At 37.6% G+C, this 19615-nt stretch carries 17 protein-coding genes and 6 tRNA genes; 21 read left to right on the top strand and 2 right to left on the bottom strand.

Translation table 11 applies throughout. The features are described 5' to 3' along the window. Genes ACKI30_RS09590 through ACKI30_RS09600 form a run of 3 tightly spaced genes read left to right on the top strand, consistent with a single transcriptional unit; the run spans position 1 to position 2826 of the window. On the top strand, positions 1-879 hold the full coding sequence (locus ACKI30_RS09590) for a DNA-methyltransferase (RefSeq protein ID WP_407411956.1): 879 nt from the start codon (positions 1-3) through the stop codon (positions 877-879). Between the two features lie 48 nt (positions 880-927). Further along, complete coding sequence (gene tpiA, locus ACKI30_RS09595) at positions 928-1596, top strand: triose-phosphate isomerase (RefSeq protein WP_407411958.1); 669 nt, start codon at positions 928-930, stop codon at positions 1594-1596. Between the two features lie 15 nt (positions 1597-1611). Then, positions 1612-2826, top strand: coding sequence for a phosphoglycerate kinase (locus ACKI30_RS09600; protein WP_407411960.1), 1215 nt, complete (start codon positions 1612-1614; stop codon positions 2824-2826). A 24-nt stretch (positions 2827-2850) separates the two neighbouring features. On the opposite strand, the gene thiE is transcribed toward ACKI30_RS09600, so the two are convergent. Together thiE and thiM are read right to left on the bottom strand one after the other, a co-directional pair. After that, positions 2851-3474, bottom strand: coding sequence for a thiamine phosphate synthase (gene thiE / locus ACKI30_RS09605; protein WP_407411962.1), 624 nt, complete (start codon positions 3472-3474; stop codon positions 2851-2853). Beyond that, the gene (gene thiM / locus ACKI30_RS09610) at positions 3471-4337 is read right to left on the bottom strand and encodes a hydroxyethylthiazole kinase (RefSeq protein WP_407411964.1); all 867 of its coding nucleotides are present in this window, start codon (positions 4335-4337) and stop codon (positions 3471-3473) included. The genes thiE and thiM overlap by 4 nt, the downstream gene beginning before the upstream one ends. 116 nt (positions 4338-4453) lie before the next feature. Here thiM and ACKI30_RS09615 point away from each other — a divergent pair. From ACKI30_RS09615 to ACKI30_RS09700, 18 genes are all read left to right on the top strand, one after another. Beyond that, positions 4454-4527, top strand: a tRNA-Thr gene (locus ACKI30_RS09615). A gap of 115 nt (positions 4528-4642) precedes the next feature. Beyond that, positions 4643-4717: transfer RNA gene (locus ACKI30_RS09620), tRNA-Pro, on the top strand. A 6-nt stretch (positions 4718-4723) separates the two neighbouring features. Beyond that, a tRNA-Tyr gene (locus ACKI30_RS09625) sits at positions 4724-4797 on the top strand. A 122-nt stretch (positions 4798-4919) separates the two neighbouring features. Continuing rightward, positions 4920-4991, top strand: a tRNA-Asp gene (locus tag ACKI30_RS09630). 31 nt (positions 4992-5022) lie between these two features. After that, positions 5023-5096 (top strand) — tRNA-Lys (locus ACKI30_RS09635). A gap of 43 nt (positions 5097-5139) precedes the next feature. After that, the gene (locus tag ACKI30_RS09640) at positions 5140-5373 is read left to right on the top strand and encodes a DNA-directed RNA polymerase subunit H (protein WP_407411966.1); all 234 of its coding nucleotides are present in this window, start codon (positions 5140-5142) and stop codon (positions 5371-5373) included. 248 nt (positions 5374-5621) lie between these two features. Continuing rightward, positions 5622-7166 (top strand): DNA-directed RNA polymerase subunit B'', encoded by a 1545-nt coding sequence (locus ACKI30_RS09645; RefSeq protein WP_407411968.1) that lies wholly within the window; start codon positions 5622-5624, stop codon positions 7164-7166. 13 nt (positions 7167-7179) lie between these two features. Beyond that, positions 7180-9390, top strand: a complete 2211-nt coding sequence (gene rpoB, locus ACKI30_RS09650; protein WP_407411970.1) for a DNA-directed RNA polymerase subunit B — start codon at positions 7180-7182, stop codon at positions 9388-9390. Between the two features lie 22 nt (positions 9391-9412). After that, a complete protein-coding gene (locus ACKI30_RS09655; RefSeq protein WP_407411972.1) occupies positions 9413-12175 on the top strand; it encodes a DNA-directed RNA polymerase subunit A' in 2763 nt (920 codons plus the stop codon). Between the two features lie 8 nt (positions 12176-12183). Then, complete coding sequence (rpoA2, locus tag ACKI30_RS09660) at positions 12184-13374, top strand: DNA-directed RNA polymerase subunit A'' (protein ID WP_292739355.1); 1191 nt, start codon at positions 12184-12186, stop codon at positions 13372-13374. Between the two features lie 8 nt (positions 13375-13382). Next, positions 13383-13682 carry a 50S ribosomal protein L30e gene (locus ACKI30_RS09665; protein WP_292739357.1) on the top strand — a complete coding sequence of 100 codons (300 nt, stop codon included), beginning with the start codon at positions 13383-13385 and terminating at the stop codon, positions 13680-13682. 6 nt (positions 13683-13688) lie between these two features. Beyond that, positions 13689-14120, top strand: coding sequence for a NusA-like transcription termination signal-binding factor (locus ACKI30_RS09670; RefSeq protein WP_292739359.1), 432 nt, complete (start codon positions 13689-13691; stop codon positions 14118-14120). A gap of 338 nt (positions 14121-14458) precedes the next feature. Further along, the gene (locus tag ACKI30_RS09675; RefSeq protein ID WP_407411975.1) at positions 14459-14884 is read left to right on the top strand and encodes a 30S ribosomal protein S12; all 426 of its coding nucleotides are present in this window, start codon (positions 14459-14461) and stop codon (positions 14882-14884) included. Between the two features lie 13 nt (positions 14885-14897). Then, positions 14898-15458: a 30S ribosomal protein S7 gene (locus ACKI30_RS09680; RefSeq protein ID WP_295611231.1), complete on the top strand. Its 561-nt coding sequence runs from the start codon at positions 14898-14900 to the stop codon at positions 15456-15458. Between the two features lie 31 nt (positions 15459-15489). Then, complete coding sequence (locus tag ACKI30_RS09685; RefSeq protein WP_407411977.1) at positions 15490-17691, top strand: elongation factor EF-2; 2202 nt, start codon at positions 15490-15492, stop codon at positions 17689-17691. Positions 17692-17847: 156 nt separating this feature from the next. Further along, a complete protein-coding gene (gene tuf / locus ACKI30_RS09690) occupies positions 17848-19098 on the top strand; it encodes a translation elongation factor EF-1 subunit alpha (RefSeq protein ID WP_407411979.1) in 1251 nt (416 codons plus the stop codon). A 66-nt stretch (positions 19099-19164) separates the two neighbouring features. Continuing rightward, positions 19165-19473 (top strand): 30S ribosomal protein S10, encoded by a 309-nt coding sequence (gene rpsJ, locus ACKI30_RS09695; protein WP_042691424.1) that lies wholly within the window; start codon positions 19165-19167, stop codon positions 19471-19473. Positions 19474-19511: 38 nt separating this feature from the next. Beyond that, positions 19512-19595 (top strand) — tRNA-Ser (locus ACKI30_RS09700). The last annotated feature ends 20 nt before the right edge of the window (positions 19596-19615 follow it).

Genomic DNA, 19615 nt, shown 5'->3' on the forward strand with positions numbered 1-19615 from the left:
GTGGTTAGAAAAACTCAAACTTCATCATTTGGTTCTGTATTGAGGGAATCCCATTCCTCAAAAAAATTCTACAGCTCCAAATTATTCAAGGATTTCAGGATACCGAAAAACATCAAATATCTGGAAGAGGAAATTCCGAAGGAGAACCTAAACAGACTGTACTGCAAGTCCAGCGAGAGGATGGATGAGATACCGGACAACAGCGTTCATCTCATGGTCACCTCCCCTCCGTATAATGTTGGAAAGGAATACGACAACGATTTGACAATCGATGAGTATCTGGAGCTTCTCACAAAAGTGTTCAGCCAGACTCACGACAAGCTGGTCACCGGCGGCAGGGCATGCATCAACATTGCAAACATCGGCAGGAAACCTTACATTCCACTTCATGCGATGGTGATTGAGATAATGCTTGATCTGGGATTTCTGATGCGCGGTGAGATAATCTGGGACAAGTCCGCAAGTGCAGGAGGGTCATGTGCATGGGGAAGCTGGATGTCAGCATCAAACCCTGTTTTAAGGGATTATCATGAATACATCCTGGTATTTTCAAAGGATTCATATTCCAAAAGCAAGTCCCAGGCTAAAAAAGACACTATTGAAAAGGAGGATTTCATCCAGTGGACAAAAAGCATATGGACATTTCCTGCTGTAAACGCCAAAAGAATCGGCCATCCCGCTCCATTTCCGATTGAACTGCCTCACAGGCTAATCAACCTTTACAGCTATGAGGGGGATGTTGTTTTGGATCCTTTCTGCGGAAGCGGGACAACTTGCATTGCAGCACTTCAGAATAACCGAAATTATATTGCATATGACAATAATGCCGAATATATAGAACTTGCCAAAAATAGGATTAAAAATCATAAATTTATTTAATAGTGTTTTCCAAATATTATAATAATAAATTAGTTATGTGGGATTTTTATGGATATACCTATTGTGATATTAAATTACAAAACTTATTTGGAATCAAGTGGTATAAACGCTTTAGAGCTTGCGCATGATTTAGAAAGTGCAGCTAATGAATCTGGTGTAACAATGGTTGCAGCTCCTCAATCAGCAGATATTTACAGAATATCTCAAGAGGCTTCACTTCCTATTTTTGCTCAGCACATTGACCCGATTTCTCCGGGAGGACACACTGGTTCCAATTTAATAGACACTTTGATTGAAGCAGGCATCAGCGGTTCTCTAATCAATCATTCAGAACAAAGAATGAAATTGGCCGACATTGATGAAGTCGTAAAATTATGCAAACAAAATGAAATTGAATCCTGTGTTTGCACTAACAATATTGAAACTTCAAAAGCTGTTGCCACTCTTGCACCTACTGCAGTGGCTGTTGAGCCTCCTGAACTGATTGGAACCGGAATTCCAGTATCCCAGGCACAACCTGAAGTTGTTGAAGATACAGTCAAGGAAGTAAAGGCCATTAACAAAGATGTTAAAGTTTTATGCGGTGCAGGAATCACAACCGGTGATGACATGAAGGCCGCAATGGATTTAGGTGCTGATGGGGTATTGCTTGCATCAGGAATTATTAAGGCGGAAAGTCCTAAAGATGCTTTACTGGATTTGGTAAGTAAATTATAAGTTACGAGTGGAAAAATGGCTGAATTTAATACTATTGATGATTTTGATATTGAAAATAAAACTGTGCTTGTAAGAATAGATGTTAACTCTCCGGTCGATCCGGGTTCCGGAATCATTTTGGATGATACAAGATTGAAATTACACGCAAGAACTATTAAGGAATTGTCTAACAAGGGTGCTAAAGTCGTAATTCTTGCACACCAAAGCCGTCCTGGAAAAAAGGATTTCACAACTTTATCTCAACATGCTGAAGCCCTTTCCGAAATTTTAAACTTAAGAGTGAAATATTCTGACTCTTTATTTTCAAGCTCTGCAAAAGAAGCTATCCGTAATCTAAAACCACATGAAATATTATTGCTTGAAAATGTAAGATTTTTCTCAGAGGAATCTCTGTCAAGAACTCCTGAAGAGCAATCCAAAACATTGCTTGTCAGACATCTGTCTCCATTAATCGATTATTTCGTAAACGATGCATTTGCGGCCGCTCACAGGTCTCAGGCATCACTTGTCGGATTCACAGTCAACACTCCTTCCGCTGCAGGAAGGGTAATGGAAGAGGAATTGACTGTTATTCAAAACGCTTTGGACAATGTGGAACATCCTTGCGTATTTTTACTTGGCGGAATGAAACCTGACGACTCAATAGATGTTATGGAAAACGTATTGGGTAACGGCACTGCAGACTCTGTATTGACAACAGGTATTGTTGGAAATATTGTATTATGGGCTGCAGGAATAGATATTGGTCAGGTTAACAGAGATTTCATCGCAAGCCGTGGATATGAAAGCATGGTCGATAAGGCTAAGGATTTAATTGAAAGATTTGGCGATAAGGTTAAATATCCTCTTGACGGCGCATGTGAAATCAATGGCGAAAGAGTTGATATTGATGTTGGAGAGCTGCCGAATGAGGCAATCTTTGATATTGGTGTTAAAACCATTAACTATTATGCTAAAGAAATCAGGGATGCCAAATACATATTTGCAAATGGTCCTGCAGGAGTATTTGAAGATCCTAAGTTTGCTATGGGTACAGAAGATTTAATTAATGCAATGGCTAAATCAAATGGATTTTCATTAATTGGTGGAGGTCATATTGCAGCTGCTACTGCCGGTCTTGGCTTAGGTGATCAGATGAGCCATTTAAGTAGTGGTGGCGGAGCTTGTATCAGTATGCTTGCAGGCAAAAAGCTTGCAGCTGTAGAAGCTTTAAAAAATAGTAAAAAATAGAATTTTTTTACTACTTTTCTTTTTTTAATAACTGTTGAATATTTTCAGCAATTCCTGTGATGATTTTTTAGGATTTTCAGAGCTCATTATTGCACTTACTACTGATAATCCGCTGATTCCAGTATCTTTAAGTTCACATGCATTTTCCAGTGTGATTCCACCGATTGCAACTACTGGAATGTCAATTGATTCAACAACTTCCTTCAACTCTTCTATGGTCAGTGAAGGGGCATCGGATTTTGTTTGTGTTGGAAATACTGCTCCAGTTCCAATATAGTCCGCTCCATCTTTTTGTGCTTTTTTAGCCTCTTCGACGGTTGCCGCTGAAACGCCCAATATCTTATCTTCACCGATGAGCTTTCTTGTAATGTCGCATGGCATATCTGACTGTCCGACATGCACTCCGTCGGCATCAATGGCCAATGCAACGTCAACCCTGTCGTTTATAATCAGTGGCACGTTGTATTTTGTTGTAATTTCCTTGACTTTCAGTGCTAAATTGTAAAAGTCTAGTGTTTCTGCTGTTTTTTCTCTTATCTGGACTACAGTTGTGCCGCCTTTTATTGCCTCTTCTATTGTGTTTAGGAATTTTTCCACATCGTCGCTGTTGTCAGTAACGAGATATAGGGATAAATCTACTGGATTCATAATATCTTGATGTTGGATTCATTTACTAATGTTTCTGCATTAGTTTTGTAAAGGTAATCAATTAAATATGCTCTAAATGAGCTGGTTCCTTCATCTTTTTCATCTACTTTTGCTCTTGCCTTTTCACCTGCAATGTTCATTGCCAATATTGCAGCAAGGCTTCCTTCCAGAGGAGTTGATCCTCCAACACAGCTTCCAACGATTGATGATAGCATGCAGCCGCTACCGGTAATCAATGGCATCATGTCATCCCCGTTGTCTATTGCAATTGTGGTTTCACCATCACTTAAGATGTCGATTGGACCGCTGGCAAGTATTGTGGTATTTAATTTTGCTGCAAGTTCTCTGATTAATTCTCCATTTGCAGATAAGTTTTCTTCAGTGATGATGTCATCAATATTGACGTCCACTCCTTTGGCGGTATTGTTTTCATCAATGACTCCGACTAATTTTGCTATTGCTTTAATCTCACTTATATTTCCACGAATGGCAGCCATGTCGTAATTTTCAATTAAATCCAATGTGGTTCTGTTTCTTAGTTCAGTCACTCCAACACCAACAGGGTCTAAAACTATTGGGGTATTGGTTTTATTTGCTGTTTTAGCACTTATTTTCATGGCTTCCACTTGATCTTTGCTTAATTTTCCAATGTTGATTACCAGAACGTCAGCTATTGTCACTACTTCTTCTAGTTCTTCAGCATCTTCTGCCATAAATGGTGATCCTCCGATTGCAAGAACTGCATTTGCACAATCGTTGATTGTTACTGAATTGGTTATGCAATGGGTTAACGGATTTTTTTCTTTTATGTTTTTTAATGTTTCCTCAAGTTTTTCGAGAATTTCAGTTTCATTATTTATCATGATTATTAATTATAAATAATATAATATTTAAATTTTTATCAAATTACTTGATTTTATAGAAAAGTATTTAAATGACTAAGAATATAATTTATATTGTTCTATATATTTTGCATGTTGCCTCGGTGGCTCAGTCTGGTAGAGCGCGAGACTTGTAATCTCGTGGTCGCGGGTTCAATTCCCGTCCGGGGCTTTTAATTTACATGTGGAATTTATAATTTTCAACATATATTTGAAAATATAGTAACATTTATATATTAGTATACAGATATTATTATTAGTATGCTATCTACATACTTGATGTATGTGGGTCCGTAGGGTAGCTTGGTCGATCCTTTGGGCTTTGGGAGCCTGAGACTCCGGTTCAAATCCGGGCGGACCCATCTTTACCCGCCTTAGCTCAATTTGGCAGAGCGTTGGACTGTAGATCCAAATGTTGCTGGTTCAAGTCCGGCAGGCGGGATTTCAATCTATTTATCTGAATTCATATGTAAATTTTGAAAAATATTTGTTTTTTTCGAAACATTTATATATGATGAAGATTATAGTAATTGATAGTGTATTATTTACTATTATATGTGAGTTGCCCTGGTGGTGTAGGGGCTATCATGTGGGCCTGTCGAGCCCGCGACTCGGGTTCAAATCCCGGCCAGGGCGCTTCAAGTTTTAATAGTAACATATGTCATATAGGCCTGTAGCTCAGTCTGGCAGAGCGCCTGGCTTTTAACCAGGCGGCCGCGGGTTCAATTCCCGTCAGGCCTGTTTCTAATTTTATATTTTAACTTTTCTATCTGGAGGAAAAAATTTGAAAATTGATATTCAAGAACATATGCTCGTTCCAAAGCATGAAATCATGACTGAAGAAGAAATTTCTGAAGAATTTAGTGATGTTGATTATAATTTTAAAGATCTTCCTAAAATAAAGGCTGATGACCCTGTTGTTGAAGAAATTGGGGCTGAACCTGGAAATGTTTTAAGAATTACTCGTGAAAGCCAAACCGCTGGAGTATTCGTTACCTATAGAATTGTGGAAGGGTAAATATAAGTTTTTAATATAATTTTAGAGTAGTGAAATTTAATATAGTATAATTTCTGTATTTTTTTGTTTTTTAGAAATTCATTATAATAAATTTGAACTTAGTTTGAGAAGAATTATCTTAAATCGGAGATAGTTATGAGTAAATTAAGAATAATGATTAAATGAATTAGTTATTAGGTTTATCCTAGTGTGTGTTATTTTTATTTATTTATTATTTTTATTGCGTTACGTAATGCTGGAGGATGTCCATGACAGAGAATAACTGGAAATTAGTTGATGCATTTTTTGATAAGTATGATTTGGTGGATCACCATATAAAGTCATACAACGATTTTGTAAATAATAGGATTCAAAATATTATTGATATTACTGAACCTATTACTTTAGATGATGGAAAATACACTTTAAAAACTGGTAAAGTACGTATTGAAAAACCATCCAACAAAGAAGCAGATGGATCCCGTAGTGAAATTGACCCAACTGAAGCAAGACTCAGAAACTTAAATTATTCTGCAGACATGTACCTTGAAATGGCATTGAATGAGGAAGGGGAAGACAATCCTTTAGAAGAAGTATATATTGGTGAATTGCCGGTAATGCTCAAATCAGATATTTGCCATCTTAACGGTCTTACTCGCGAAGAATTAATTGAAAAGCATGAAGACCCTCAGGATTTAGGAGGCTACTTCATTGTAAACGGTTCCGAAAGGGCTGTTGTTACTATGGAAGAAATCGCACCGAACAAAATTATTCTTGAACGTTTGGGTGAAGTTGAAGAAAGACATGCTAAGGCTGTTGTTACTTCAATCAAAAGTGGTTTCAGAGCAAGAATCACTTTGGAATACAAAAAACCACGTAAAAATGGTGTATTTTTAAGAATTTCATTCCCATATCTTCCTGGGGAAATTCCATTAGTTATATTGTTAAGAGCACTTGGTCTATGTACAGATGAGGAAATCATTACTGCAATTTCTGACGATAATAACTTCCAGATGATGATTGCGGACGATATTCAAGTTTCCCTTGAAGCATTGAAATTAGACCAAAACGAAATGGATGGAATGACTCTCGAAGAAAGGAGAAGATACTTACAAATTGCTGCTATTAAATACATCGGTAACAGAGTAGCTAAAAACATGCCTAAAGATTATCGTTTAAAACGTGCTGTTGATGTGGTAAACCGTTATTTATTACCTCACATGGGTACTGAACAAGAAAAATGTCGTGATAAAGCTATTTACTTAGCTGAAATGACTGAAATGTTACTTGAAGTTATCGAACAAAAAAGAGAACCTCACGATAAGGACCACTACACTAACAAAAGACTTAGAGTTTCTGGTGACTTAATGGAAGATTTATTCAGAGTAGCTTTCACCAACTTAACCAGAGATATGAGCTACCAACTTGAAAGAAGTCTTTCCCGTGGTAAGGAATTATCTATCAAACAGGCTGTACGTAGTGATGTTTTAACTGAAAACATCAAACACGCTATCGCTACCGGTAATTGGGTAGGTGGAAGAGCAGGTGTAAGTCAGCTGTTAGACAGAACCAGTTACATGGGTACTCTTTCTCACTTAAGACGTGTTGTATCTCCATTGACAAGAAGTCAACCTCACTTTGAAGCAAGAGATTTGCACCCAACACAATTCGGTAAAATTTGTCCGAATGAGACTCCGGAAGGACCTAACTGTGGTTTGGTAAAGAACTTAGCTTTATTGTGTAATATTTCTGAAGGTTCTGACGATCAAGAAATTAAGAGCGTTATTGAAAGCATGGGTGTTGAACTAGAGTAGACGGGGTGAAATTTTGGCTAATATAGACGATGCAGTATCATATTTTGGATTTGAAGAATCCTTTTCTCTAAAAGTATGTAAGGATATTAAAAAAGAGATTGTCAAAATAGAAAATGAAGACAAGGAAGCTATTTTCAATAATTATTTCTCCGCAGTAGAAGATTATTATCAGGAAAATAATTATTCAGATGATGAAGTGCTAGATGTCGATGAATTCATTGGCAACAGTTCTGAAAAACTAGTTAACGATTTTCCAGATTTAGACTTTGAAAAATTTGGTGTGAAAGGCATGGCAGCTTCTGAAGAAACTGAAGAAGTGGCTGAAGAGGAACCTAAAGCAGCTAAAAATGATGATGTTTTAGGAGAAGGATACGACTTTATCTACACTCCTCCTGCTTATGTTCACAAGCATGACAATGCTGAATCAACTAAAATTTATATCAACGGTGAACTTTTAGGTTCATGTGACAATCCGGTTTCATTCACTCAGGAAATGAGGGAGAAAAGAAGAAACGGTGAAATCTCTTACGAAATGAACATTACCTATTACGAAGACAACAATGAGATTTACATATTCAATGACCCTGGTAGGGCTAGAAGACCATTAATCATTGTTAAAGAAGGAGTTCCTCTTTTAAGAGAAGAACACTTAAACAAGGTAGCTAACGGAAAACTAAAATGGGATGATTTAATCAACAACGGACTCATTGAATACCTGGATGCTGAAGAAGAGGAAAACTCATATATTGCTATGACTTTAGCAGACCTCAATGAAGACCACACTCACTTGGAAATCGACCCTGCTACAATGCTCGGTATCTGTGCTGGAATTATTCCGTTCTCAGACCACAACTCCTCACCAAGGAACACAATGGAAGCAGGTATGACAAAACAGGCTTTAGGTTTATATGTTTCAAACTATGCATTACGTACTGACACAAGGGCTCACCTGTTACATCATCCTCAAACTCCAATCGTAAAAACACGTATTATTGATTCAACTAATTATGACTTAAGACCATCCGGTCAAAACTTTGTTGTAGCATTAATGTCCTATGAAGGATACAACATGGAAGACGCAATGGTTATCAACAAAGGTTCCCTTGAAAGGGGATTAGCAAGATCTTCTTTCTTCAGAGCATATGACACTTCCGAGAAAAGATATGCCGGTGGTCAAGTGGACAAATTTGAAGTCCCTGACAAAAACATCAAAGGTTACAGGTCAGAAGACGCATACAGAAACCTCGATGAAGACGGTGTTGTAAATCCTGAATCCTATGTGGAATCCGGTGACGTATTAATAGGTAAAACTTCCCCTCCAAGATTCTTGGAAGAGGACTTCGGTACCGTAGCTGACAGGAGAAGGGAAACTTCTGTAACAGTAAGACACGGTGAAAAAGGTATCGTTGATGCAGTTCTCTTATCTGAAACCGTTGAAGGTTCAAGATTAGCAAAAATCAGAGTAAGGGATACCAGACAACCTGAATTTGGTGATAAATTCGCATCAAGACACGGTCAGAAAGGGGTTGTCGGTTTAATATTATCCCCTGAAGATGTTCCTTTCACAGAATTCGGTGTAGTTCCTGATTTGATAGTTAACCCTCACGCGATTCCGTCCAGGATGTCTATCGGACAGGTATTGGAAATGGTCGCTGGTAAGGCAGGTTGTCTTGAAGGTGAACGTGTTGACGCAACTCCATTCAACCAAGACCTTGAAGGTGAAATCAAACAGCAATTAATCGATCACGGATTTGAATCCGCAGGATGTGAATCTTTATACAGCGGTGTAACCGGTGAAAGAATCGATGCTGAAATATTTGTAGGAGTGGCATATTACCAAAAATTACACCACATGACTACTGATAAAGTTTACGCTCGTTCCAGAGGACCTGTACAAGTTCTTACACGTCAACCTACCGAAGGTAGAGCACGTGAAGGTGGTTTAAGATTCGGGGAAATGGAAAGAGACTGTCTCATCGCACACGGTGCAGCATTAACCTTGAAAGAAAGACTCCTTGATGAGTCCGACAAATACGAAGCTATCGTATGTGAAAACTGTGGTATGTTGGCTGTATATGACAGAAACAAAAACAAAAAGTACTGTCCAATCTGTGGAGATGTAGAAACTTATCCTGTTGAAATTTCATACGCATTTAAATTATTATTTGACGAACTTAAGAGTTTATGTATTTTCCCTAAATTAGTTTTAGGAGACAAAGCATAATTACAATTAAAGGAGCCAATTCATGACAGATCATTATATTAAAAAAATTGAACAAATTAACTTTGGTTTAATGTCTCCTGAGGATATTCGTAAGATGTCTGTTGTTACCGTAGAATATCCTGATACTTATGGGGATGATGGTTTTCCTATTGAAAAAGGTTTAATGGACCCTCGTTTAGGTATTATTGATCCTAGTTTAGTTTGTAGGACTTGTGGATTTAAAGGTGGGGATTGTCAAGGTCACTTTGGTAGTATTGAGCTTGCAAGACCTGTTATCCATGTTGGTTTTGGTGATGTTATCCACAAAATCTTACGTTCTACCTGTAACGAATGTGGACGTATTCTCTTAAATGATGAGCAAATTGAATACTTCACCATAAAAATAAACGAGGCAATGGAAAACAAGGAAAGCATTAATTCCATTTTAAAAGAGGTTTACAAGGTAGCTAAAAGGGAACTCAAAACCATGCCTGAAGACGATGAAGAAGTGGATTTAAAACACTGCTGCCCTCACTGTGGCGCACCTCAGGAAGCTATCATTTTAGATAAACCTGTTACCATTCGTCAAGGCGATTACAAATTAACTCCTTCAGAAGTAAGGGAAAGACTTGAAAGAATCACTGATGATGATGCATTCGTATTAGGTGTCAACTCAGAAGTTGCAAGACCTGAATGGTTAGTGCTTACAGTACTTCCAGTTCCACCTGTAACAGTAAGACCTTCCATTACTTTGGATACCGGTGAGAGATCAGAAGACGATTTAACTCACAAATTGGTAGATATCTTAAGAATCAATCAGCGTTTACTTGAAAACATGGAAGCAGGAGCTCCACAATTAATCGTTGAGGACTTATGGGAGTTATTACAATATCACGTTACCACTTACTTTGATAACGAAGCATCCGGTGTTCCGCCTGCAAGACACAGGTCCGGTAGACCACTCAAAACCTTAACCCAAAGGTTAAAAGGTAAAGAAGGACGTTTCAGATCCAACCTTTCCGGTAAACGTGTAAACTTCTCTGCTCGTACAGTTATTTCACCTGACCCTAACATCAGTATCAACGAGGTCGGTGTGCCTGAAATGATTGCAAAAGAAGTTACCGTACCTGTTCACGTAAACGACTGGAACATTGATGAAATCAAAGGATACATTGAAAACGGTCCTGATGTTCACCCAGGTGCTAACTATGTAATTAACGGTAATACCAAAAGAAGAGTCACTGAAGAAACCAAGGAGTTCATCTTAGAAAATATTGAACCTGGTTATATTGTCGAAAGACACTTGAAAGACGGGGATATGGTTCTCTTTAACAGGCAGCCTTCCCTTCACAGAATGAGTATGATGGCTCACGAAGTAAGAGTATTGCCTTACAAAACTTTCAGATTAAACTTATGTGTATGTCCTCCATACAATGCAGACTTCGATGGAGACGAAATGAACATGCACGTTTTCCAAACTGATGAATCACGTGCTGAAGCTAAGTCTTTAATGCGTGTTCAGGAACACATCTTATCTCCTAGGTTTGGTGGACCAATTATCGGTGCTATTCACGACCACATTTCAGGAGCATACCTGTTAACTCGTGACGGCGTGGAATTCACCGAAGAGGAAGCTTTACAGATTATCCGTAAATCCCACTTGGCAATTCCACCATTCAAATCAGGTCAATGGATCTTAAAACATGACCCTGATTTCGGTGAAGAGTCATATATCTTCAAAGACAAAGGAGATAAATGGACTGGTAAAGAGTTATTCTCATTATTATTACCTAATGACTTGAACTTATCTTACAGTGCAGAAATTTCCAAATGTCCTGTAGTATATCCTGCTGAAGACGCTACCGTTGTTATCAAAAACGGTATCCTCGAGCAAGGTGTAATTGATGAATCAGCATACGGTTCATTCTCAGGAAAAATCTTGGATAAAATCGTAAAAGAATACGGACCTGGAAGAGCAAAAGAGTTCTTAGACAGATCAACTGACCTTGCTATCTGTGGAATCATGAAAACCGGAATCACCACATCCTTAAACGATGAGGAAATTCCTGAAGAAGCTCAAGACCGTATTAACGAGCACTTAGACAAAAAGATGGCTGAAGTAGACAAACTCGTTGAATCTTATGAGGAAGGATATCTCCAAGCTTTACCTGGTAGAAGTTTAGAAGAAACTTTAGAGATGAGAATCATGCAGGTTCTCGGGGAAGCTAGGGACATGTCCGGTAGTATTGCAGAAAACTACCTTACAATGGGTAAACAATCCCCTGACGACTCATATGAACATGTGATGGCTGTTGAAAACCACTCTGTAGTAATGGCTCGTACCGGTGCTAGGGCATCCATGTTGAACCTTACTCAGATTACTGCTTGTGTAGGACAACAAGCGGTTAGGGGTGGACGTATCGAAAGAGGATACCTCAACAGAACATTACCTCACTTCAAGAAAGGTGAGTTAGGGGCTAAAGCGAAAGGATTTGTACACTCAAGTTACAAATCAGGTCTTGACCCAATCGAGTTCTTCTTCCACGCAATGGGTGGTAGAGAAGGTCTTGTAGATACTGCGATTCGTACCGCACAATCCGGTTACATGCAAAGAAGGCTTGTAAACGCACTTCAAGACTTGCAAGTTAAACCTTCAGGACTTGTTACCGATAACCAAGGAAACGTTATCCAAACCATGTTCGGTGAAGATGGTGTGGATCCTGCAAAATCCGACTTCGGTAAACCTGCAGATTTAAACAAACTCATTGACGAGATTAAACTTGAAATGGAAATGGAAGGTAAGTAGGTGTAACTATGGAAGAGATTATAAATAAAGTAAATGATGTAATCGCTCAACTTAATGAGGAAGAAAATCTTGGTATAGCTTTTCCAGATAGTTATATCGAAGATTTGGCTAAGGCATATGTTAACAGGGACTTAACCGACGATGAATTATGCGAACTTACACGCAGACTTAAGGCTGCCTATGACCGAGCTCACGTTGAAGCTGGCGAGGCTGTTGGAACAGTAGCTGCACAATCTGTTGGTGAACCTGGTACTCAGATGACTATGCGTACTTTTCACTATGCAGGGGTAACTGAGTTAAACGTAACATTAGGTCTTCCAAGACTTATCGAGATTGTTGACGCAAGAAAAGAGATTGCTACTCCAACCATGGATATTTACTTTGATGAAGAAAGACGTAACGATGAAGAGTTTGTTAGGACTCTAGCAAATAAAATCGGTAAAAGTACAATCAACGATATTCTTTCTGACTTCAACCTTAACTATGGTACCATGGAAGTGGAAGCAGTTTTGGATAATAAGAAAATTGAAGAGAAAAGACTTGACCGTGAAGACATCAACGCTATCATTGAAAAGACTTTCAAGAAAGCTACAATCAATAATGACAACATCATTATTCCGTCTTCAAAATCAGACAAATCTGATTCAAAGTTCGAAATCCGTGAACTTCGTCTTTTAGCAGATAAAGTTCGTGACTTGCAAATCAGTGGTATAAAAGGTATCGGTAAAGTTATTATCCGTAAGGATGATAGGGAATGGATTATTCACACAGAAGGATCCAACCTTAAGGAAATTCTTGACATGGACGGTATTGACCATGTAAGAACAACCACCAACAACATTCACGAAATCGGTGAAGTTCTGGGTATTGAAGCAGCTCGTCAATCTATTATTAACGAAGCTCAAAATACTCTTTCCGAACAAGGTCTTAGTGTTGATGTAAGACACATTATGTTAGTTGCTGATATCATGACTTCAGAAGGTGTTGTAAAATCCATTGGAAGACATGGTATTAGTGGTGAAAAATCAAGTGTATTAGCTCGTGCAGCTTTTGAAGAAACTGGTAAACATTTACTTAACGCAAGTATTCGCGGTGAAGTGGATGATTTAACAGGTATCATCGAAAATATTATTATTGGACAACCAATACCTCTTGGTACCGGTTCTGTCGGTGTCAAAATGGATTATAAAAATGAATAGGAGGCTAGATGATGGACGTAGATAGAGGAATCAGAGTAGCTGTAGATACAGGAGATGTAACTTTAGGCTCTGAAAAATCAATTCAATCTTTAAAATTAGGAAAAGGACAACTTGTCGTTGTTGCTGCTAACGCTCCTAAAGAAATTCTTGAAGATGTTGAATATTATGCAAATCTTTCCGAAATTCCATCCTTAGTATATGATGGAACTAGTGTAGATTTGGGTTCTGTTTGTGGTAAACCTTTTACTGTTGCTACATTAATCGTAAACGATCCAGGAGATTCTACTATATTAGACGATTTGAGGTAGATTTAAGTGTCTATTAAATTTAGTGCAAATGAAATTAGATACATAGCTCTTTTCGAAAATATGACTGGAGCAATGGTTAAGGATTGCATTATCGATGATGAACATGGAAAAGTTACTTTCGTTGTTAAGAATGGTGACATGGGACTTGCTATCGGTAAAAAAGGAAGTTCCGTATCTAAAGTTCAAAGAGCAGTAGATAAAGGTGTCGAGATTATCGAACTCGATGATGATCCGATACAGTTTATTAAAAATGTTTTATCCCCTGCAAAATTGCAAACTGTTAAAGTAAGTCAAAAACAGTCAGGCGAAAAAATAGCTACTGTCACAGCAGACAATACCAACAAACGTATTGCTATCGGTAAGAATGGAATCAATATTGAAAGAGCTAAATTGTTAGCAAATAGACAACATAATATTGACAATATTATTTTAAAATAGCTTTAATTAGCTATTTTATCAATTTATTTTTTTCATTTGTTTTTTTAAAAAAAACTTTTTTTATTTATTTTATATGTAAAAATGAATACCTTTATAAAGGTGGAAATATATAGATTATCATAAGATATCTGTACTTTTTTGATAACTTGACTATGTGTGCTTTTTGTCATGTTTTGAATTTTATTTCAAGATATCTTCATTTAGATAAAAGCATTTTATCTAATTAATTATTATTACTGATTGTATCTCAGAATTTAGATTGTACTATTGTCAATAGTATAAATCGCAGCGGTGGATTCTTAGATATATTTTTAACAAAAAGATTAGAGGAATAAATTATGCCAGGACTTTTTGCTGCAAAAAAACTTAAAAAAAATAGACAAAATTTTAAGTGGAAAGATGTAGATTACAAAAGAAGAGCTTTAAGATTAGACGTTAAAGCGGACCCTCTCGAAGGAGCTCCTCAAGCTAGAGGAATTGTAATCGAAAAAGTAGGGATAGAAGCAAAACAACCAAACTCTGCTATCCGTAAATGTGTACGTGTTCAATTAATTAAAAACGGTAAACAATTAACTGCTTTCGCACCAGGTGACGGATCTATCGGATTTATCGATGAACACGATGAAGTAATGATTGAAGGAATCGGTGGACCATCCGGAAGATCCATGGGTGATATTCCTGGAGTCCGTTGGAAAGTTTCCAAAGTTAACAATGTAGCTTTATCAGAAATGGTAAGTGGAAAAATAGAAAAACCTGTAAGATAAGGTGGTTATGTTTATGAGTAAATTATTTGATAAATGGGATCTCGATGAAGTAAAAGTTGAGGACTTAGGTTTAGTAAAATATATCTGCTTAGATGAAACTTTAGTTCCACATACTTCTGGTAGACACGTAAAAAGACAATTCGCAAAATCTAAAGTATCAATTGTTGAAAGATTAATGAACAAAATCATGAGAACCCATCTCAACTCCGGTAAGAAAAACAAAGCTTACAATATTGTTAAAGAAGCTTTAGAAATCATCAACAAAAGAACTAAAAAGAACCCTGTTCAAGTTTTAGTCACTGCTGTTGAAAACACTGCACCTCGTGAAGAAACTACCCGTATCAAATACGGTGGTATCGGTTACCAAGTTGCAGTTGACATTTCTCCACAAAGAAGAGTTGACCTTTCATTAGGATTCTTAACCAGAGGTACTTTACAATCTTCATTCAAAAACAGAAAATCTGTTGCAGAATGTTTAGCTGATGAATTAATTCTTGCTTCTGAAGAAGATTCAAGAAGTTTCGCTTTACAAAAAGCTGAAGAGAAAGAAAGAGTTGCTAAAGCAGCACACTAATCATATAATGTTTATATTTTAGGTGGTTATTTTGAGTAGAAGAGACAAAATGATTGCAAAAATCAAAGAATTGATGTATGAACCTGATCAAATCAGAAACATTGGTATCTGTGCTCACATCGATCACGGTAAAACCACTTTATCTGATAACCTTTTAGCAGGTGCAGGAATGATTTCCGAAGAACTTGCTGGTGATCAAAGATTCTTGGATTTCGACGAACAAGAACAAGCACGTGGTATTACTATCGATGCAGCTAACGTATCCATGGTACACGATTACAAAGATCAAGAATACTTAATCAACTTAATCGATACTCCAGGTCACGTTGACTTCGGTGGGGACGTAACTCGTGCTATGAGAGCTGTAGACGGTGCAGTAGTAGTAGTTTGTGCTGTAGAAGGAATCATGCCTCAAACTGAAACTGTATTCAGACAAGCTTTGAAAGAAAACGTAAAACCAGTTTTATTTATTAACAAAGTTGACAGATTAATCAACGAGTTAAAATTAGAACCTGAAGAATTACAAAACAGATTCTTGAAAATCTTCATGGAAGCTAACAAGTTAATCAAAAACATGGCTCCTGAAGAGAAAAAAGAAGAATGGAAATTAGACTTCACTGACGGTAGTGTGGCTTTCGGTTCAGCATACCACAACTGGGCTATCAATGTCCCAACCATGCAAGAAACTGGAATCAACTTCAAAGACATCATTGATTTCTGTAACGAAGGTAAAGAAAAAGAGTTAGCTCAAAAAGTACCTTTATCTGATGTATTATTAGGTATGGTAGTTGAACACTTACCTTCCCCTAAAGAAGCTCAAGTTTACAGAGTACCTAACATCTGGGACGGAGACATCGAATCTCCTGCTGGTCAATGTATGATAACTACCTCCCCTGACGGACCTTTAGCTGTAATGGTTACCAACGTGTCTGTAGACAAACACGCTGGTGAAATCGCAACAGGTAGGGTTTACGGAGGATCCATTGAAAAAGGTACAGAAGTATATCTCGTAGGTTCCCACGGTAAATCCAGAGTCCAACAAGTAGGTGTATACTTCGGACCTGAAAGAGTTAACACTGATAAAGTACCTGCAGGTAACATTGTATATGTTGCTGGTGCAAAAGGTGCTATCGCTGGTGAAACCTTATGTTCTCCTGAAGACAAAATCAAAGAGTTCGAAGGATTAGAACACATTTCCGAACCTGTAGTTACTGTAGCTGTAGAAGCTAAAAATACCAAAGACTTACCAAAATTAATTGAAGTATTAAGACAAACTGGTAAAGAAGACCCAACCGTTAAAATCGATATTAACGAAGAAACCGGTGAACACTTAGTATCCGGTATGGGAGAACTTCACTTAGAAGTTATCGGTTACAGAATTAAAGACAAAGGTGTAGACATCACTACTTCCGAACCTATTGTTGTATACAGAGAAACCGTAAGGAAACTCTCTCCACAAGTTGAAGGTAAATCCCCTAACAAACACAACAGATTCTACATTACTGTTGAACCTATTGAACCAAGCTTATACGAAGCTATTCAAGAAGGGGACATCAAAGAAGGTAGAGTTAAAGGTAAAGAATCCGCTAACGACTTCATGGAAGCTGGCTTAGACAAAGAAGAAGCTAGAAGAGTATGGGCTGTTCACAACAGAAGCATCTTCCTCAACATGACTCGTGGTATCCAATACTTGGATGAAGTAAAAGAACTTTTACTTGAAGGATTTGAATCCGCTTTAGAAAACGGTCCTTTAGGAAACGAAATTTCCATGGGATTAAAATTCAAACTCCACGATGCAAAACTTCACGAAGACGCAGTTCACAGAGGACCTGCTCAAGTATTGCCTGCTATCAGAAACGCAATCTTAGGTTCCATGATGCTTGCAGAACCTTCATTACTCGAACCTATGCAAAAAGTAGTTATCGACACTCCAAACGATTACATGGGTGCATGTACTCGTGAGATTCAAAACAGAAGAGGTCAAATCGTAAATATGGGTCAAGATACCGGAGATATGGCTAGAATTGAATCCAAAGTACCTGTAGCTGAAATGTTTGGTTTCGCTGGTGACATCAGATCCGCAGCTGAAGGTAGATGTTTATGGTCTACTGAAATCGCAGGATTCGAACCACTCCCACGTGAAATGCAAAACCAAATCGTTAGGGAAATCAGACAAAGAAAAGGCTTATCCGCAGAACCATTCCCTGCAAGCCACTACTTAGGAGATTTATAAAATTAAAATTTTTTAATTTTTATATTTTTTTATATTTTCAATAAAAATTCACTAAAAAAACATATCTTTTTATATGTTGAAATATAAAATACTTTATTAAGCTAACATTTAAGCTTATAGATATGTTTGTTAATAATTACAAAAGAGGTTATTATAATGGCAAAAGAAAAAGAACATCTTAACTTAGCATTTATCGGACACGTTGACCACGGAAAATCCACTTTAGTTGGAAACTTATTAGTAAAAGCTGGTACTATCAATGAACAACAATTAGCTTCTGGAGAAGACAAATTCAGATTTATTATGGATACTACCAAAGAAGAACAAGAAAGAGGAGTAACCATTGACTTAGCTCACCAAAAATTCTCCACTAAAAAATACGACTACACTGTAGTAGACTGCCCAGGACACAGAGACTTCGTTAAAAACATGATCACTGGTGCATCCCAAGCAGACGCAGCTGTATTAGTAGTAGCAGCTAACGACGGTGTAATGCCTCAAACCAAAGAACACATGTTCTTATCCATGACTTTAGGTATTAAACAAATTATTATCGGTATTAACAAAATGGATATGGAAAACTACAGTGAAGACAGATTCAATGAAGTAAAAGAAGACGTATCTGTATTACTCAAATCCATCGGAAGAGACCCTGCAACTGTAACTTTCATCCCATTATCTGCATTTGAAGGAGACAACATTGTAGAAGCTTCCTCCAACACTCCTTGGTACAAAGGACCATCATTAATCGAAGCTTTAGATGCTTTAACCGCTCCTGAAAAACCAACCGACTTACCTTTAAGAGTTCCTATTCAAGACGTTTACTCCATTACTGGTGTAGGTACTGTACCTGTAGGAAGAGTTGAAACCGGTATCATGAAAAAAGGAGACAACGTTATTTTCTTACCATCTTCAACTGTTAACGGAGCTTCCGGTGAAGTTAAATCCATCGAAATGCACCACGAACAATTTGAAGTCGCTGAACCTGGTGACAACATCGGATTCAACGTAAGAGGTGTAGGTAAAAACGATATCAGAAGAGGAGACGTAGCAGGACACACTAGTGACGCTCCAACCGTAGCTAAACAATTCACCGCACAAGTTGTTGTATTACAACACCCTGGTGTAATTACCGTTGGATACACTCCTGTATTCCACTGCCACACTTCCCAAACTGCATGTACTTTTATTGAATTAACCGCAAAACTCGACCCAGCTACTGGTCAACCTGAAGCTAAAAACCCTGATTTCATCAAAACTGGTGATGCAGCTATCGTAGAAATCAGACCTACCAAACCTATGGTATTAGAAGAAGCTAAAAACATTCCACCTATGGGTAGATTCGCTATTAGGGACATGGGTCAAACTGTTGCTGCAGGTTTATGTCTTAAAATTACCGAGCAATAGGTTTTTAAACAATAATTAGAAAGTAATTTTTACTTTCTTTTCTTTTTGTTTTTCGGAGGAACTTAAATGAATCAAGCAAGAATTAAACTTACTGGAACAGACCCAGAAAAATTAGCATACGTATGTGATCAACTTAAAAAAATTGCTGAAAGAACTGGTGTTGACTTGTCTGGTCCGATTCCATTACCTACTAAAAAATTAGTAGTCCCAACTAGAAAATCTCCAGATGGAGAAGGTAAAGCTTCTTGGGAAAAATGGGAACTCAGAATCCACAAACGTTTAATCGGTATTGGAGCTGATGAACGTGCAATGAGACAAGTAATGAAAGTCAATGTTCCTGATAATGTAAGTATTGAAATTGAACTTAAAGGTTAAATATTTAGATTCTTTCTAAATATTCCTTTTCATCATATGCCGAGATAGTCTAGTCTGGTAAGGCGCAGGACTTGAAATCCTGTGAGGTCATCCTCGCCTGGGTTCAAATCCCAGTCTCGGCGTTTATTTTTATAACTATTTT

This window comes from Methanobrevibacter sp., assembly GCF_045539575.1.
In the GTDB taxonomy this organism is placed as follows: Archaea; Methanobacteriota; Methanobacteria; order Methanobacteriales; family Methanobacteriaceae; genus Methanocatella.

Bases quoted from the DNA above. Each gene is read 5' to 3' on its own strand.
- tpiA (WP_407411958.1), top strand. From the start codon at position 928: ATGGATATACCTATTGTGATATTAAATTACAAAACTTATTTGGAATCA.
- ACKI30_RS09600 (WP_407411960.1), top strand. From the start codon at position 1,612: ATGGCTGAATTTAATACTATTGATGATTTTGATATTGAAAATAAAACT.
- thiE (WP_407411962.1), bottom strand. From the start codon at position 3,474: ATGAATCCAGTAGATTTATCCCTATATCTCGTTACTGACAACAGCGAC.
- thiM (WP_407411964.1), bottom strand. From the start codon at position 4,337: ATGATAAATAATGAAACTGAAATTCTCGAAAAACTTGAGGAAACATTA.
- ACKI30_RS09645 (WP_407411968.1), top strand. From the start codon at position 5,622: ATGACAGAGAATAACTGGAAATTAGTTGATGCATTTTTTGATAAGTAT.
- ACKI30_RS09655 (WP_407411972.1), top strand. From the start codon at position 9,413: ATGACAGATCATTATATTAAAAAAATTGAACAAATTAACTTTGGTTTA.
- rpoA2 (WP_292739355.1), top strand. From the start codon at position 12,184: ATGGAAGAGATTATAAATAAAGTAAATGATGTAATCGCTCAACTTAAT.
- ACKI30_RS09665 (WP_292739357.1), top strand. From the start codon at position 13,383: ATGATGGACGTAGATAGAGGAATCAGAGTAGCTGTAGATACAGGAGAT.
- ACKI30_RS09675 (WP_407411975.1), top strand. From the start codon at position 14,459: ATGCCAGGACTTTTTGCTGCAAAAAAACTTAAAAAAAATAGACAAAAT.
- ACKI30_RS09680 (WP_295611231.1), top strand. From the start codon at position 14,898: ATGAGTAAATTATTTGATAAATGGGATCTCGATGAAGTAAAAGTTGAG.
- tuf (WP_407411979.1), top strand. From the start codon at position 17,848: ATGGCAAAAGAAAAAGAACATCTTAACTTAGCATTTATCGGACACGTT.
- rpsJ (WP_042691424.1), top strand. From the start codon at position 19,165: ATGAATCAAGCAAGAATTAAACTTACTGGAACAGACCCAGAAAAATTA.